The sequence below is a fragment of the Bradyrhizobium sp. genome, from assembly GCF_030646015.1.
Lineage (GTDB): Bacteria > Pseudomonadota > Alphaproteobacteria > Rhizobiales > Xanthobacteraceae > Bradyrhizobium.
In genome coordinates this window covers 1-14,961 of record NZ_JAUSLT010000146.1, presented here as the reverse complement: position 1 = coordinate 14,961, position 14,961 = coordinate 1, and the positions used below count along the sequence as shown (strand labels likewise).

The 14,961-nt window shown below is 62.0% G+C and carries 16 protein-coding genes; 4 read left to right on the top strand and 12 right to left on the bottom strand.

Translation table 11 applies throughout. The annotated features are described in order from the left end of the window. Positions 1-603: 603 nt before the first annotated feature. The 4 genes from Q7T45_RS22450 to Q7T45_RS22435 form a co-directional block, all read right to left on the bottom strand. Entirely contained in the window at positions 604-1,281 is a 678-nt protein-coding gene (locus Q7T45_RS22450) for a hypothetical protein (protein ID WP_304873672.1), read from the bottom strand. Between the two features lie 182 nt (positions 1,282-1,463). Continuing rightward, on the bottom strand, positions 1,464-3,668 hold the full coding sequence (locus Q7T45_RS22445; protein ID WP_304873670.1) for an AAA family ATPase: 2,205 nt from the start codon (positions 3,666-3,668) through the stop codon (positions 1,464-1,466). A 640-nt stretch (positions 3,669-4,308) separates the two neighbouring features. Then, complete coding sequence (locus Q7T45_RS22440; RefSeq protein ID WP_304873669.1) at positions 4,309-5,145, bottom strand: hypothetical protein; 837 nt, start codon at positions 5,143-5,145, stop codon at positions 4,309-4,311. A gap of 72 nt (positions 5,146-5,217) precedes the next feature. Continuing rightward, positions 5,218-6,510 carry a site-specific integrase gene (locus tag Q7T45_RS22435; RefSeq protein ID WP_304873667.1) on the bottom strand — a complete coding sequence of 431 codons (1,293 nt, stop codon included), beginning with the start codon at positions 6,508-6,510 and terminating at the stop codon, positions 5,218-5,220. A 239-nt stretch (positions 6,511-6,749) separates the two neighbouring features. Here Q7T45_RS22435 and Q7T45_RS22430 point away from each other — a divergent pair, with 239 nt between their 5' ends. Next, complete coding sequence (locus Q7T45_RS22430; RefSeq protein ID WP_304743022.1) at positions 6,750-6,947, top strand: hypothetical protein; 198 nt, start codon at positions 6,750-6,752, stop codon at positions 6,945-6,947. Positions 6,948-6,961: 14 nt separating this feature from the next. Here the strand turns inward: Q7T45_RS22430 and Q7T45_RS22425 are convergent, their stop codons facing one another. From Q7T45_RS22425 to Q7T45_RS22395, 7 genes are all read right to left on the bottom strand, one after another. Beyond that, complete coding sequence (locus Q7T45_RS22425) at positions 6,962-7,366, bottom strand: aminoacyl-tRNA deacylase (protein WP_304873666.1); 405 nt, start codon at positions 7,364-7,366, stop codon at positions 6,962-6,964. Positions 7,367-7,504: 138 nt separating this feature from the next. Continuing rightward, positions 7,505-7,867 carry a DUF1428 domain-containing protein gene (locus Q7T45_RS22420; protein ID WP_304873664.1) on the bottom strand — a complete coding sequence of 121 codons (363 nt, stop codon included), beginning with the start codon at positions 7,865-7,867 and terminating at the stop codon, positions 7,505-7,507. Between the two features lie 32 nt (positions 7,868-7,899). Next, entirely contained in the window at positions 7,900-8,637 is a 738-nt protein-coding gene (locus tag Q7T45_RS22415; RefSeq protein ID WP_304873662.1) for a DUF899 domain-containing protein, read from the bottom strand. Positions 8,638-8,655: 18 nt separating this feature from the next. Beyond that, the gene (locus tag Q7T45_RS22410) at positions 8,656-9,045 is read right to left on the bottom strand and encodes an SRPBCC domain-containing protein (RefSeq protein ID WP_304873673.1); all 390 of its coding nucleotides are present in this window, start codon (positions 9,043-9,045) and stop codon (positions 8,656-8,658) included. Next, the gene (locus Q7T45_RS22405; RefSeq protein WP_304873660.1) at positions 9,000-9,473 is read right to left on the bottom strand and encodes a helix-turn-helix transcriptional regulator; all 474 of its coding nucleotides are present in this window, start codon (positions 9,471-9,473) and stop codon (positions 9,000-9,002) included. Before Q7T45_RS22405 ends, Q7T45_RS22410 begins: the two co-directional genes overlap by 46 nt. Before the next feature lie 142 nt (positions 9,474-9,615). Then, a complete protein-coding gene (locus Q7T45_RS22400; protein WP_304873659.1) occupies positions 9,616-9,870 on the bottom strand; it encodes a DUF3551 domain-containing protein in 255 nt (84 codons plus the stop codon). Between the two features lie 74 nt (positions 9,871-9,944). Continuing rightward, positions 9,945-10,931, bottom strand: a complete 987-nt coding sequence (locus Q7T45_RS22395; protein WP_304873658.1) for a tripartite tricarboxylate transporter substrate binding protein — start codon at positions 10,929-10,931, stop codon at positions 9,945-9,947. A 134-nt stretch (positions 10,932-11,065) separates the two neighbouring features. On the opposite strand from Q7T45_RS22395, the gene Q7T45_RS22390 reads away from it, so the two are divergent. Then, a complete protein-coding gene (locus Q7T45_RS22390) occupies positions 11,066-11,485 on the top strand; it encodes a VOC family protein (RefSeq protein ID WP_304873657.1) in 420 nt (139 codons plus the stop codon). A 92-nt stretch (positions 11,486-11,577) separates the two neighbouring features. Continuing rightward, the gene (locus tag Q7T45_RS22385; RefSeq protein ID WP_304873656.1) at positions 11,578-13,164 is read left to right on the top strand and encodes an AMP-binding protein; all 1,587 of its coding nucleotides are present in this window, start codon (positions 11,578-11,580) and stop codon (positions 13,162-13,164) included. Between the two features lie 190 nt (positions 13,165-13,354). Here Q7T45_RS22385 and Q7T45_RS22380 read toward each other — a convergent pair whose 3' ends face one another. Then, positions 13,355-14,449, bottom strand: a complete 1,095-nt coding sequence (locus Q7T45_RS22380) for an HD domain-containing protein (protein ID WP_304873654.1) — start codon at positions 14,447-14,449, stop codon at positions 13,355-13,357. Between the two features lie 254 nt (positions 14,450-14,703). On the opposite strand from Q7T45_RS22380, the gene Q7T45_RS22375 reads away from it, so the two are divergent. Then, positions 14,704-14,961: hypothetical protein (locus Q7T45_RS22375; RefSeq protein WP_304873653.1), on the top strand; the 258-nt coding region annotated here is incomplete at its 3' end.

Sequence of the window (14,961 nt, the reverse complement as noted above, 5' to 3'; positions counted from 1 at the left end):
ACTTGGCGATATCTAAACCGATTGTTGTTATCGTCTGCATGGCTCGCTCCTCTGAATCGTGGGAGCCCTAACAGCGCCCACATCCATGGCACCGATGTGCCGGTGGAGGAGCCGTCCACAGCATCAAACTGAGACCTCAGCCCGCCTCCGAAATGGGTCCGCTCACCCCCCAATAGCTGACATGCCGGACTCGACGCTGCCGTCCGTACCGAAATCATCCATCTCCGTCGCATCCACGATCACCGGCACCACGAGCAACAAGTACGACCCCTGCCCCTCACCACGGCTGATGCCCTCGGCGCTAGACGGCCCTGAGGACCGTTCGCAATCGGCCGAGCCTTGTGTGAAGGCGGCCCAAGTCCTTATCGCACCAGCGGGCTCGATAGACGGCCCCAGCGCCTACGTGGAGGCCAAGATCTTGCGGCTCAGTGGGGCTTCACCGTCGTTCAACTGAGACCTGTGATCCCTAGTCTAGATGCCCTTGGCATTTGGAGGGCATCTTAGTTGGCAAGGACATCTTAGCGTCCATGAATATGAGGCTCCTATCGTCCCAGAGCTGGCGGCACTGTTTTTCGGTCCAAGAATGCATGCGTCCTGATGGCTTCAGACTAATACAGGCGATGCTTTTTGGCGGCGCTGCAATGTCCGCTGGTGACCCTCTCGCCAAGCGGATAGCGCAGTGGAGCTCGGCACGGCGAACCTACCTAGTTTAGCTGCGGGAGTTCCGTCCTGATCAACGAATACCTGCCGAAACTGATGGACAATGACCTCTCCTTCGCCCCGGCTCTCGTTGAGAGCCACGACGTCCTCCGATTCGAAATCGGCGTAGTAAACAAAGGGGCGCGACCCATCTTCGTAGAAAAAACGCATGGCAAACCACGCGGCGGTGTCTCTATCGGTTGTCCATGATGGGGCGAGTGCGGCATCGAATGGGTGCCCTTCCTTAAGCAAGACGCCCCGCCAAGCCCGGAGCTGCCCTGTTTGGCAATGCGGCGGGGCTACCGCTTTAAGCGCCCGGGCAAATTTTAAGCCGGAGCCAAAGGCCTTCCCAACATGCGAATGGTCGTGCCCCCAAGCCGCAATCATCCCAGTGTAAGCCACGTGGCCACCGATTGTCCTGCGAACGCGGTAGAGTCCGCGCGCGGCGTTCCCGCGATCAGGGTTAGGCAAATCCCATATAAGGAACTTTGCATCCTCGGAATTTCTGATCGTTGTGAAATCGAAATCAGGTGGAAGGCCAAATACCAGATCATCTTGACTAACATTTTTTGTTTTGCTCATAAGAACCACCACCTCGCGTCTTCTTTGGAAGCCATCACCGCCACCGCTCGTCAGTGATTCGCGTCCGGCGGCATGACATAGCGGATGGCATCCGCGATTTGTCCGCGCCCCATTGTCGGTAGTTTCCGTTTCCCGGTCCTGATGGACCGTCACCGCCGGTAGCCATGGTTTCTCCTCAAACGCTAAGATGCCCTTGACCCGCTAAGATGCCCTTCTAAATGCAGGGCATCTAAGCCCGGAGCGGGCATCTTAGGCGCTGGGGGTAGTTCCCAGACCCATTTGCCGGCAGCCCCGGTTCCGCCCGTTCGTTTGGGCGTGACGCCCAGCAAGATCCGCGCGGAGCGGAATGCCTTGTTCTGGCTGATCGAACTTTCGGCTCCAAGCAATCCAGCGGCGCGTGCTTCCTGCTCGATTTCGAGAACAGGCATTGCTCCGCCCGCGAGAACAGCACGAAGGAAGTCAGCGGCGTCGTCCTTGCCGGTGCGGCCCTCGTTAGCTCCTCGGTTTTCAGAGGCCGACAGGGCCTCGTCTACCGATGCCATCACAGGGTCGGTCTCCCAACTGATGTTGGACGCCAGAATATCATCGCCGACCAAACGTTGCTCGACGCGGAACGCGAGCCCTCTGCTTTTCGGGCCAAGGTTGTTCTTGGCTTCTAGGAACAGCCGACGGTGTTCATCCTCAGGATCCTCGATGATCAAGTAGGCAGATCGCGCAGCGGCGACGAAGGCAATCGAGCCCGCAAACCGATTAAGGGCTGTCTGACCGCCAGCACCACCTTTGTTCAGGTGGGTGACGGCTACAACAGCAATACCGAGCCGATTTGCCATCTCGGCCAAAGGTTCAAGGACCTCGCGTGTCTCGACGTTCCCGTTGCCGTCGGCACCGCCCATGTAGGCGCTGATGGGGTCGATGACTATCAGGCGCACGGTTCCGATCTGGGCGGCCAACCTCTCCAGCAGGTCGACATCCGTCTTAAGGGAGAACGTTTTCCGTCCGGTCCCGTCGGGTTTGGTCGCCGCTACCACAATGTGGACGCGGTCTCTGTTGGCACCGGCCGCAATCAGTCGCGGAACAATGGTGTCGGCGATACCGTCTTCTGCACTCAAGATAATGGCATCACCTTCAGGGGCGCGCCCTTCGTTGCACGGCCAGCCCCCGCTGATAGAGACGGTAGCGGCGATGTTGGCGGTCACCTGACTTTTACCGAGACCGGGCGGGCCGCCGATCAGCATTACTTTTCCGCGCGCGATCCGGCCGCGCCAGATCCACTCCAAGCGCTCCGGCTGGATGTCACTGGCGCGATGGCTGAGAAGGCGGCGGCCCGCCTGATGCGCATTGTTTGGGGTCGTAACCACTGGCGGAAGCCAGATGGTCGTCGCCGCCGCCCGTTGGCGCAGATCGTCGGCGGAATGCCCCATCGCGATCCAATCGGAGACATCGCCTTTTTCAGAAAGCTCGGCAAAATGGACAACGCGAACGCTTGCCGCTACCGGCGCTATAAGGGCTGCCTTTTTCTCTGCGTGCTGGCGGCCGCCCGTGTCGTTGTCGGCGAGAACAATGACATTGCGCCCGGGAAAACATCCCGCGCAGCCACTCGGCAGCCCGTCGCCGGTGCCGCCAAATGTAATTGCCCAAAGACCGATGCGAATAAGGGTATCCACATCCTTCTCGCCTTCCGGCCAATAGATGTCATCAGCGATCACCTCTCGATCGAAAGAATCGGCTCCCCCGACATAGGGCACCTCGATAAACCCGTCAGGTTTCCTTGCCTGCCAGCCGAGGGTACCGTGAGCATCCTGAACGCGGTACCAATTAACTGCACCGCCGCCGCTGTTCATCACCTTGATCCGAACCGGAAGAGCGTCGCGCCAATAAATATGCCGGCGCTTCTCGTCTGATCGAACCGGTGGACCGTCGGCCGCCCAGGTATGAAACGACGGCTTTCCTTCCTGGTCTGGTGCCGTTCGCATCGGTAGGCTCGTATCTGCCGCCTCTTTGATGGCCGATAAGACGGCTGGCTGTGGTGGGCGGGCGGCGCTGGATCGCGTAACCAGTCTCGGCAAAGATTGGACGGGCCGAATGTTGGTCTGTCCGCTCCTGAACCCGCTCTCAAGAACTTTACGGGTCGCCTTCGCTCCATGTTCTTTAAGATATCCGTTAGCGTCAGCCGACAACATCAGCGCGCCGATGGCGGTGTCCGTCGTCACTCCGGGGATTGTACCCAACTTGAACGCGGCGCGGTTCAAGGCATAATTGCGTGTTGATGATTGAGCCTTCGCGGCAATTGTGACCTCGCCGTCAACCGCAGCCCTGATGTAAGCCTCGGAAGGGCTATTCATGCTGCTGCCTAAAATCAACGATCTCGTTTCGGCGTTGCTCTCCATCAAGCGCCCTCCCGATTGCAGCCGAGTCCGGCGAGGGCAGCGACGACATCCGCGATCGCAATCGGGACGCCGAACTTCCGGGTCACATACGCGCCAGCTGGAGTAGGCGGCCGACGTGGCAACGTTTGTCGCCAATCGAACAAGGGTAAGCCTGCAAGACCGTGACATCTGTCTCCAGATCGTATATTGTTTGACTTCATCGAAAACTCTTTCTTTGAGCCCGGCGCACACGACTGATCCTCGCAAGACTGGATCGTGTGGCTGGGCTTTTGTTTGGGGGTTAAGCGATGCGGCGAACTTCAGAGGTCGATCGAACCAACGGTCCAATCTTGCTCCGTGCCCACTCGTCGAGGCCAGACACGGGATACAAGGGCCAGCGGGAAACCAGCCTGAACGGCGGCCCTCGAGAACTTACACACGCCAATTTGGCGAGTGTCCTTGGCGAACAAGGAAATCCATAAGTATCTGTGACGTATTTTGCTGCCTCAGTTCGCCTTAGCAGGCGCTCCAATTTAGCGGCTTCCGTACGGATGGTATCCATCTGCGCCTCGCATCATCGCGGAGCAATCTCCGCCAATGCAAGGATAGTAGGGCTATCACCTCAGATATTCAGCTTGCTAAGGCCGATAAAGGCCTGCAATCACTCTGCTGAATTACGGGCCCTCTCTATGCGCTGCAATTCACGCCAGCTCTCGACAATTTTCACGACGTTTACTCGGACTGTGTTTTCTGATGGTCCTTTGTTGTCCGTCGTCATATGTCCGACCACGGCCCTCTCGGCGTCAGCCTGCCGGCACCAGTCGTCGGCCTGGTCCTCCTCGGCGTAGTCCCCCTTTTCGTCCATGAGTCGGTACAGAAACTGTTTCGCCTCTTCCCAATTATAAATTTGGCGTCGCCCCCTTGGCGTCGGCGGCGCTGCAGTTCTGCTTGCATCCACTCTAACCCAGGTCGCCACAACAGATTCGGATTTGACACGCACCGACTTGAAACGGATCCCGTCACCGTGACCCGCGCCGATTGCATCGACCGGCCAGTAGTTGGGCCCGTCGGTAACGAAGGAATCGAGATCCACCCATTCGGAGCCGTCGATGGCGCGGCGGCTGCCCCCGTCGACCGGAATGCCGGTCGCCACGATCATACCCGAGCCAAGTTTAAGCCACAGGTCGTCTCGTGCGGCAGGACCGCGAACGATGAAGTTCTGCGGAAGATCGGAATCCTCAGTCTCAAGCAGAACATCTGCGAGATGCTTCAGCCGTGTCGGCGGCAGGCTCGGAACAAATTCGTCATCGGAATCTTTCAACCGGTTCGCATCTCGCAGATGCCAGTCGTAAGATTCATACTGACCGCGGACCCGATCGAGGTCCCGCCAGATGATCCACGTCAGCGCCATTGGCAGCGTCCAATGCGGCAGATTGAGAGGGTCAAAGCGTTTGAGATTTTCTGGCTGCTGCAATGGTTCCCGCGCCTTGCTGGACATGTGTACACTCCGCTCGTGCGTCCGCAGACGTGACGACGCGGCAGGCTGGTGCGGAGACCTGCTCTTCGGGAGCTACCCTAGCCGCGCCGGTTCTTGCTCAGGCATCCGAAACTGGACCACCTTGTTTGGTTTACGTCCTGTCATGGCATCGTCGATGTACCGCGCGATCCGATCGGCGGCGGCGAGCAACGCAGAATCGATCTTATGGATATAGCCCTCGGTCACGCTCGCGCGGGAGTGGCCGACCAAAGCTTTGATGGTCGGAAGGGAATAGCCCAGGTCTTCCGCAGTCGAGCTGAACGAATGGCGCAAGCCGTTGCTAGTAATCCCAGGCACGTCTTTGGCCGCTATTTTCTGAAGCCATCGGGTCAGGCCAGTGTGATGCTTGGCGTTGGTCGTGATCGCGGGGAAGACATATTTGGATTTGGACTTGGCTGAGGCCGCTTTCACGACGGCTATCACCGCGGACCCAACCGGGCGGATGCTCTTGCCGGTTTTTGTGTCGCCCAGGCGGAGCGCCATGCCGCCGCTATCAACTTCCGTTTTGAGCAGTCCCTCGATCTCGTCCAGCCGACAGCCCGTCAACGTCGCTGCCCTGCTGGCCAGCACGCGCTGCCAATGATGTCCGGTCGCCTCCGCCGCGGCGAGGCATTTGCCGAGATGACGATACCCGGCGTCATCCATGCGCCATTCGTGAGTTCCGTCTTTTGGGCGGACGATGCCGTTGCAGGGGTTGTCCGGCCGGTATCCCTCACTGACCGCATAGCTGAAAATCCCGCCAAGCAGTCCCATCGTTCGAGCAGCCGTCCCCTTCCCGCCGGTGACAATGGCTCGTCCTCTCAACTTCGTCTTGATGTCGGCGGCGGATTTCCCGGCGATCACATCGCGCTGGAACCTCCCAGCATCAATGGTCGTGAAATCCTTGACCGTCCGCTTCCCGATCAATGGAATGATGTGCCGATTGATCCGGCCGGTATCTGTATAGAGCGTGCTGGAGCTCTTGGCCTCACCGCGGCGGGTGAGGATCAGCCCCGCCTCTGCCTTGGCCAGATATTCCCGGCAAAGTTCCTCGATCGTCATGGCGCCCCGGGCGAGCTTCTTGCTCTCTGCCGGATCGGCGCCCTTCACGACCTCCGCCAAGGCCAGCTTGGCCTGCCGGCGGGCCTCCTCAACCGTCAGGACGCCATATCGCCCGACAGTAAGTCGGCGGCTGCGCCCGTTGGCGTTCCTGTACTGCACCAGGAATGACTTGGCGCCGCTTGCCTTGGCCCGCAGCCCGAACCCGGGCAGTTCGTCATCCCAGAGGAATAACTCACCCTTGGCTGCCCTAGCAGCGTCTACGATCCTTTTGGTAAGCTTTGGCATCGGGTAAGCACCGGGTAAGCACAGGCCGGAAAACCGGGGAAATATCGGGAAACGTCCGTTGCCCTCAAATCACCCCCATTTCAGCTTATAACTCGCCTCTAGTAATGCCAAGTGATTTCGGGTAAGCGGAGGTAATGTACCCACCGTTGCCCTCCGAAGGCAAAGGTCACACGTTCGAATCGTGTCGGGTGCGCCAGTAAATCGGAGCGTTTTCGGACCAACCAGAAAGCGATGCCGACATGAGCGAGCGACTTGAGACGCTGAAAAAGGCGCGTGAGCGGATGGTCGAAGACCGCGACGCCTTTGCCAAGACGCTGGCCGCCCCGTTCGATCGTGACAAGGCGGAGCGGGCGCGGCTCAAATTCATCGAGACCCAGGTCCTGATCGACGCCATCGATCGCGCCATCGCCGGCGAGCAGGCCAGGCCCGCTGCCTGAATCGCCTTTGCTTACTAGATCGCCCTGGGATTGCGCGGGGCCGCATCGCGGTGGCGCCCGATCCGGCTCTTGAAGCGGTGACCGATCACGATCAGCGTGCCTTCCGGGCGGGGCGACTCGGGGACATCGGACGGGCGCCGGATCAGAACCGGCGGCTGGTTATCCTGGGTGATGGCTTCAAGCGCGTCGAGGAATTTTCTGCCGGCTTCGGTGATCTGCCATCCCTCGGCGTCGCGCAGCACGTAACCGCTGCCGAAAATATCGATGGCGGCCACCCGCGCGGCCAAACGCCTGGTCCGCGCGCTCCATTCCGCGCCGCTGGCCATGAGGATCGCGATATCCCGGTTGAGAGAAGCGAGCGTGGCTCGGCCGCTGTCGTGACTGGCCAGGACTTTCAGAATGGTAACCTGCAAACTCACGCCAGCGCCTTGGACCGCAACGGTTCTTGTTGTTATGCGCGATCGTTGAGGCTTGATTAGCGTGGCCCCGGCGCCGGCGTCCAGCGCAGGCGGCGAGTTATCCGCAGGCTTGAGAATTCCGCGCGGCGGTACGCGGCGCTAGACTTTGACCAGGCTTTCGAAGCCGCCATAGATCATCCGCTTGCCGTCGAACGGAGGTTGCGAATTCGAACCCATGATGTTCGCGAGCCGCGGATCCGCCATTACCTTGGCGTTGATCCTGTCGCGCTGGGCGCGCGACTTGTAGGTGATCCAGGAGAACACCACGACCTCTCCCTTCCTGAGCTTGACCGCGCGCGGGAACGAGGTGAGCTTGCCGACCTTGACGTCGTCGGCCACCCATTCCCGGTAGTCCAGCGCACCGAATTCGCGCCAGATCTTGCCGCATTTGGTGGACAATTTACGATAGGCCGCGATGTTCTTCCTGGGAACCGCGACGATGAAGCCGTCGACGTAAGGCATCGGTATTTCTCTCTATCGGTGTGATGACGAATTCAGCTTTGGCAACAGGATGCCTGAACCGCGGCGGGTTGGTATTGGTCACGTAGCCGCAGCCAGTCCATCGGGTACGGGAGCCCCTCTTCGTGGCGGCCGAGCGGCGTCAGATCGAGATAGTGATAGGCGGCGTTCATCATGTCGAGGCCGCGGGCGAAACAGGAATAGGTGTGGAAGATATTGCCCGCATCGTCGCGGAAGAACACGCTGATCCCCGGCGCTTCCTCGACCCCAAAACCGCTGGTACCGAAATTGTAGATTTTGGCGCCCGACTGGATCTGGTCGGGCGTGAACGAGACGGCGAAGTCGTAGTTGAAATCGCTTGCCGCCGAGGACAGCCAGTCGAAGGTCCAGCCCATCCGCGCCTTGAACGCGGCAAGCCTGGGCAGCGGCGCGCGTGATATCGCCACCAGCGTGGTGTCGCGGGCTGCAAGATGCGGAATCATGCGCTCGAAGCCATCGGCCCAGAACGAGCAGCTCTTGCAGCCCTCGGTCCAGTCGGGCGCGAACATGAAGTGCTGCACCACCAGCTGGCTCCGCCCGGCGAACAGGTCGCCCAGCGTCTGCGGTCCGTTCGGACCGTCGAACGAATAGGCCTTGTCGACCCTGACCCAGGGCAGCGCACGCCGCTGCTCGCTCAGGCGGTCTCGCGCCCTGGTATACTCCTTCTCATGCGCCATGTGCGCCTTGCGGGCTTCGATCCATTCCGCGCGCGAAACGATCTTGTGCGGTTGCATGGCTGGCTCCTCCTTGCTTCAGGCGAGGTACTTTTCCAGCTTGTCGAACAATGCGTCCCATCCACGCGCATGGCCGTCGCGCGCGGCTTCGTTGAAGAATTGTTCATGGTGCAGCGTCAGAAGCGTGCCGCTGCCGTCGGGCTGCAGCGACACCGTGACCTGCGATTCGCGTTCCGGCGTCGAGTGCCACGCCCAGCTGAACGCGATCCGCGCGTTCGGCACGACCTCGCGATAGACGCCGTCGACCTGAAAATACTCGCCATCGCCGCCTTCGAAACTGATGCGGTAGCGGCCGCCGACGCGCAGGTCGACGTCCGCCCGCACCGAGCCGGCCTTGACCTGCGCGGGCCCGAACCAGCGCGCTATTTTTTCCGGGTCGGTCCACGCGGCGTAGACTTTTTCGGGGATCGCATTGAGACGACGCTTGAGGGTGAGGCTCGGCCGGCTGGCGAGCCCGGCGTTGCCGGCAGCGGCTGATGGAGTGGCCATGGGTTTTTCTCCAAGGAGGTGTCTTCCTCCACGAATGCGGCAAGGCGGGCGAGATTGTCGGACCAGAAGCGCTGGTAGCGATTGAGCCACTCCATCGCCTGCTCCATCGGGCTGGCGGTGAGCCGGCACGCCACGGTGCGCCCGGTCTTCTCGCGCGCGACCAGGCCGGCGTCCGACAGCACGTCGAGATGTTTCATGACCGCGGGCAGCGACATCGCGAACGGCTGCGCCAGTTCGCTCACCGAGATGCTGTCCCGGCTGCCGAGCCGCGCCAGCAGCGCGCGTCGCGTCGGATCCGCAAGCGCTGCGAAGGTGCGGTTCAGGAGCTCATCGTTATACTTAACCATAAGGTTTAGTATAACGACGCCAAAGCCGCGTCAAGTGCGGCGGCTTTTCACGAATTGGGGAGCATGCATGATCCGGTCACACGCCGTCACCGGGCCTCGCCTTGGCGAGCCGGTGACCGGCGATGACAGCTAATCCCGGATTTCAATAACCCCGGTAGACGCGCCCGCGCGGCTGCTGATTCAAGGCGGCACGGGGATTGACGTTGCAGTAGAGCCCGCGCCCGGAAGCGCTCGCCATGCATTGGGCATAGGTCTGGTAGGAGCACTCGCCGGGAATGCCGACACCCCTGCCCTGAGCACAATAGGGGTAATCGTAAGCCGCGGCGGGCGTCGGGCCGGCCATGGTGGCGGCGCCTGCCGCCACCGCCGCCAACAGTGCCAATGTTGCATAGCGCATGATCTGGTCTCCTCGTCTGGGGTGTGTCGTCGCCTAGAAAACCAGATCACGCCCGCCAGGTTCCGTGACGCAGATCACTCGACCTTGAGGCCGGCGGCCTTGACCACCGTCTCCCATTTCTCGGTTTCGGCCACGATCATCTTGCCGAAAGCCTCCGGCGGCCCGGGCAGCGGCTCGCCGCCGAGATCGAACAGCTTGGCCTTGATCGCGGGTTCCGCGAGCACCTCGTTGAACGTCTTGTTCAGCTTCTCGAGGATTTCCTTCGGTGTGTTCTTCGGCGCCCCCGCGCCGAACAGCGCGCTCGCCTCGTAGCCCGGAATGGTGTCGGCGAGAACGGGCACGTCGGGCAACAGCGAGGATCGCGCCGTCGACGTCACCGCCAGCGCGCGCAAGGAACCGGCGCGGATATGCTGCAGGATCGAGGGCATGTTGTCGAAGATCAGCTGGACCTGGCCACCGAGCATGTCGGTGATCGCGGGCGCCGCGCCCCGGTAGGGAATATGCTGCATCTTGATGCCCGTCATCATCATGAACATTTCGCCCGACAGATGCACCGAGGTGCCGTTGCCCGACGACGCCAGATTCACCTTGCCCGGGTTGGCCTTCACATAGGCGATGAACTCGGCCGCCGTCTTGGCCGGCACGTCCTTGGCGACCGTCATGACGTTCGGCACGCGATTGAACGCCGCGATCGGCGCGATGTCGCGAACGACGTTGAATTTCAGGTTGGCGTAGAGCGAGGCATTGATGTAGTTGGCGGGATTGACGAACAGGAGCGTATAGCCGTCGGGTTCCGCATTGATCACCGACTCGGTGGCGATATTGTTGCCGGCGCCGGGCTTGTTTTCGATCACGAATTGCTGGCCGAGCCGCTCGGACATCCGCTGGCCGATCAGCCGCGCAATGATATCGGTGGCGCCGCCGGGCGGATAGCCGACCACCCATTTCACCGGCCGGGTCGGATAATCCTGCGCCGCGGCGCTGCCGATCGAGGCGATTGCCGAAATGCCGATCGAAATACCCGTGGCGATCAGACAAATCGCGGTACGACGTGAGGTCATGCAGTTTCTCCCGGCGGCCGCATCGTATCGCGCGGTCCGCACCTGTTGAATTGACAACGGGCCGCGTTGTAACAAACAAAGCGGGTGACGGCCAGTGCGGCGGATCGCCCTTGGACGCGACGAAAGGATAATGCATGGCCGTCATGGTGAACGCACTCGATCACATCGTGATCAATGTCGCCGACGTGGCGCGTTCCGCCGAATGGTATCGAAAGATCCTCGGCATGGAGGTCCAGGTGTTCGATCCGGGCCCGGGCAAGGCGCCGCGGACGACGCTCAAGTTCGGGAACCAGAAAATCAACGTGCGGCCGCGCGACGCCGACAAGGTGGAGTGGTTCACCGCGGACCATCAAACCGCCGGCAGCGACGATCTGTGCTTTCTCACCTCGAGCGCGCCGGACGAGGTGGTGGCGCATCTGAAGGCGCATGGCGTGGCGATCGAGGAAGGCCCGGTCGCGAAACAGGGCGCCCGCGGCACGCTGCGGTCAGTCTATTGCCGGGATCCCGACGGCAGTTTGATCGAGATTTCGTCGTATGAAGACGATGCGCGCTGACGGGACGGGATTTGCCCACCGCGCCATCCGATGGCAGAACTACTCCCAACCAACAACACTGAAGCAGCCGGCAAGGCTGCGTGGGAGGATCCATGCGAAATTCACAGGCAGCGCCGGGCATCGTGGGGCCGTTCGCGGGGCTTGACGTGCCGTGGCTGCTGCGGATGCGGGCCGAGACGCGGCGCGACCATCCGTTTCTGGTCTGGGCGCCGTTCGATGCGCCGGCGCGGAGCTGGAATTATGGCGAGTTTCACGAGCGGGTCGGCGCGCTGGCCGCGGGGCTCGTCGCGCGCGGCATCAAGCCCGGCGAGTATGTCCTGATCCATCTCGACAACTGCATCGAGGCGATGCTGGCCTGGTTCGCCTGCGTCGAGCTCGGCGCCATCGCGGTGACCACCAACACCCGCTCGGCGCCGGCGGAAATGGAATATTTTGCCAATCATTGCGGCGCGGTGGCCGCGATTACCCAGCCGGCCTATGCCGAAATGGTGGCGGCGCATTGCCGGAATTTGCGCTGGCTCGCGGTGATCTCGCACGATTCGGGGGCAGCCCCTGCACAAGGCTTCAATCCCCGGCGCAGCGACAGCTTTGAAGCGCTGTTCGCCGACAGCGCCGACCGGCCGCGCCGCGCCACCGATCCGCTGGCCCCCTGCAGCGTGCAATATACCTCCGGCACCACGTCGCGCCCGAAGGCGGTGCTGTGGACCCACGCCAACGCGCTGTGGGGCGCCAAGATCAACGCCGCCCACCAGGACCTGCACGCAGGTGACGTGCACCAGACCTATCTGCCGCTGTTCCACACCAATGCGCTGGCCTATTCGATGCTGGCGAGCCTGTGGGTCGGCGCCACCTGCGTGATCCAGCCACGGTTTTCCGCGAGCCGGTTCTGGAGCGTGGCGCTGCAGCACGGCTGCACCTGGACCTCGACGATCCCGTTCTGCATGAAGGCGCTGCTCGAACACGAGATCCCGAAGAACCACAAGTTCCGGCTGTGGGGCACCGCGATCAACGACCCGCCGGCGTTCGCCGCCTTCGGCATCAAGATGATCGGCTGGTGGGGCATGACCGAGACCATCACCCACGGCATCGTCGGCGAAGTCGACCAGCCCAATATTCCGATGTCGATCGGCCGCGCCGCGGCGGAATATGCCATCCGGATTACCGATGACGACGGCGCGCCGACGGCGGTCGGCGACACCGGCAACCTGCTGATCAAGGGCATTCCCGGGCTGTCGCTGTTTGCGGAGTACCTGCACAACGAGAAGGCGACGCGGGAGAGTTACGACGAGCACGGCTATTTCATCACCGGCGACCGGGTCACTCTGCTGGACCACGGATTTGTAAAGTTCGGCGACCGCGCCAAGGACATGCTGAAGGTCGGCGGCGAGAATGTCGCGGCCTCCGAGATCGAGCAGGTGATCGCGGTGGTGCCGGGCGTGCGCGAGGCCGCGGTGGTGGCGAAGAAGCACCCGATGCTCGACGAGGTGCCGGTGGTGTTCATCATTCCCGCCGCCGGCGTCGAGGGCGCGCCCGCGGACCTGCACGACACCGTGATGGCCGCCTGCCGCGGCGCGCTGGCCGATTTCAAAGTGCCGCGCGAAATCCACTTCGTCGACGACATGCCGCGCTCGACACTGGAGAAGGTGGCGAAGGCGGAGTTGCGGAAGCTGCTGGGGTGACGGGCGCTTTTTCTCCCCTCCTCCCGCGAAGCGGCGGGGAGGGGTCGGGGGTGGGGGTGCTTCCGCAGACTCGGTGTTCGCTGCTTGCGCTACTGACACGCAGCGTGTTCGACTGACAGCGAGTCTGCCGCGCTACCCCCCACCCCCGACCCCTCCCCGCCACGCGCAAGGGCGCGTGGAGGGAGGGGAGTCAATGATACCCGAACGCGATCGGGCGGAACGCCTTGAGAAGATGCTGATCCAGCCTGTCCCCCATCTCCTCCATCATGGCGTACGCCCCGGCGTGGGTATATTGCATCCGATAGGCGCGCTTCTCCACCAGTGCGGCGTAGATATCGACGATCGTTATCAGCCGCACGATGTCGCTGATCTGATTACCGCGCAGGGCGTTGGGATAGCCTGAGCCGTCGAGAAGTTCGTGATGATGCAGGACCACGTCCAGCATTTCCGGCGGGAAGCCGCCCTGGGCCGCCAGCGCGTCGAAGCCGCGGCGCGGATGCTGGCGGACTTCGGTCACTTCCGCCGATGTCAGCGGTCCCGGCTTGTCGAGGATATCAACGGGAATGAAAGCCTTGCCGACGTCATGCAGCAGGGCGGCGCGCGCCAACCGGCGCTGATCGTCTTCACGCATGCCGAGGTGCTGCGCGAACGCGACGGCAAATCCGGTGACGAACAGGCAATGGCGATAGGTGTCGGTGTGGTGGCAGCCGACCGTGGTCAGCCATTCGCGCAGCGAGGAGTGCTTGATCGCCTTGAGAATCCTGTTTTCGGCCGCCACGATGTCGCTGAACTGCAAGGGAATGCCCTGGGGAAGTTTCTCGAACATCTTGACCAGCACCGCATGCGCGGCCTCGACGCCCCGGTTCAGCGCCTTGCCGCGATCGGTGGCGTCGTAGCCATGGGTGTCCGGAAACGCCGCGCGGATGCGCTGCAGAATGGCCTGCGCATCGAACGGCCGCGCGATGGTATCGGTGGCGCCGAGCGCCCAGGCCTGCATCGAGCCATGATGAAGCGCGTCGGCCAGAACGAACAGCCGCGGCATCGCGCGGTAAGGCTCCGAGCGCAGCTTGTTGCGGACCAGCTGGACGCATTCGGGCGACCGCAGATTGATGTCGACCACGACACCCGCGAACTGGCTGGGCGCGTCGGGAAGATCGGCCATCGAGACGGTATCGACCTCGCTCACCGTCTGCAGGATGCCGGCCAGTTCGCTGCTCTGATCGCTCCGGTCCGACGCCAGCAGCAGCCGGCGTTTGGACGAAGACTTGATGGCTGGAGCTGTCATGGATCCTCGGTATGGCGTCGGCGAACTTGCAACCAAGGCTACACGACGAGGGGTTCTTCGGGGCTTAATGGGCATCATGAATGCGGAGCTAGTGCAAACGTTACAAGTTTAATGATTGGGGCGGCGTAAGGTTTGGCTCCGCTCTCTCACCACGTCGTCCCGGCCTCCGAGCCGGGACCCATAATCACCGCCGCGAGTTTGTTGAGCGAAAGCCGTCCAACAGCGAGGCTAGTAATGACCGCCGCGGCGCCGCGATGAGCGCAACTGCGCTCATCGCTGGGGTCCCGGATCAGCGCTCGCTGCGCTCGCTTGTCCGGGACGACGACGTTTATATCGCGATTCTAATTTCAAACAGCAGATACACCGCCGCCTTCTCGCGGCACGATTTGCCCGAGGTTTGCCTGTCGTTGTCCCTCAAGAAGGAGGGAGCAGGGAATGCCGGATGCGCGCTGCACCCGCGGTCTCGTGTGCGAAGTCGTGCAAAAAAAGCTGCACACGAGCATACAGGGCAG

Coding starts and splice junctions, on each gene's coding strand:
- Q7T45_RS22385 (WP_304873656.1), top strand. CDS start 11,578: ATGCGAAATTCACAGGCAGCGCCGGGCATCGTGGGGCCGTTCGCGGGG.
- Q7T45_RS22430 (WP_304743022.1), top strand. CDS start 6,750: ATGAGCGAGCGACTTGAGACGCTGAAAAAGGCGCGTGAGCGGATGGTC.
- Q7T45_RS22415 (WP_304873662.1), bottom strand. CDS start 8,637: ATGCAACCGCACAAGATCGTTTCGCGCGCGGAATGGATCGAAGCCCGC.
- Q7T45_RS22380 (WP_304873654.1), bottom strand. CDS start 14,449: ATGACAGCTCCAGCCATCAAGTCTTCGTCCAAACGCCGGCTGCTGCTG.
- Q7T45_RS22400 (WP_304873659.1), bottom strand. CDS start 9,870: ATGCGCTATGCAACATTGGCACTGTTGGCGGCGGTGGCGGCAGGCGCC.
- Q7T45_RS22395 (WP_304873658.1), bottom strand. CDS start 10,931: ATGACCTCACGTCGTACCGCGATTTGTCTGATCGCCACGGGTATTTCG.
- Q7T45_RS22435 (WP_304873667.1), bottom strand. CDS start 6,510: ATGCCAAAGCTTACCAAAAGGATCGTAGACGCTGCTAGGGCAGCCAAG.
- Q7T45_RS22445 (WP_304873670.1), bottom strand. CDS start 3,668: ATGGAGAGCAACGCCGAAACGAGATCGTTGATTTTAGGCAGCAGCATG.
- Q7T45_RS22420 (WP_304873664.1), bottom strand. CDS start 7,867: ATGCCTTACGTCGACGGCTTCATCGTCGCGGTTCCCAGGAAGAACATC.
- Q7T45_RS22405 (WP_304873660.1), bottom strand. CDS start 9,473: ATGGTTAAGTATAACGATGAGCTCCTGAACCGCACCTTCGCAGCGCTT.
- Q7T45_RS22390 (WP_304873657.1), top strand. CDS start 11,066: ATGGCCGTCATGGTGAACGCACTCGATCACATCGTGATCAATGTCGCC.
- Q7T45_RS22450 (WP_304873672.1), bottom strand. CDS start 1,281: ATGAGCAAAACAAAAAATGTTAGTCAAGATGATCTGGTATTTGGCCTT.
- Q7T45_RS22440 (WP_304873669.1), bottom strand. CDS start 5,145: ATGTCCAGCAAGGCGCGGGAACCATTGCAGCAGCCAGAAAATCTCAAA.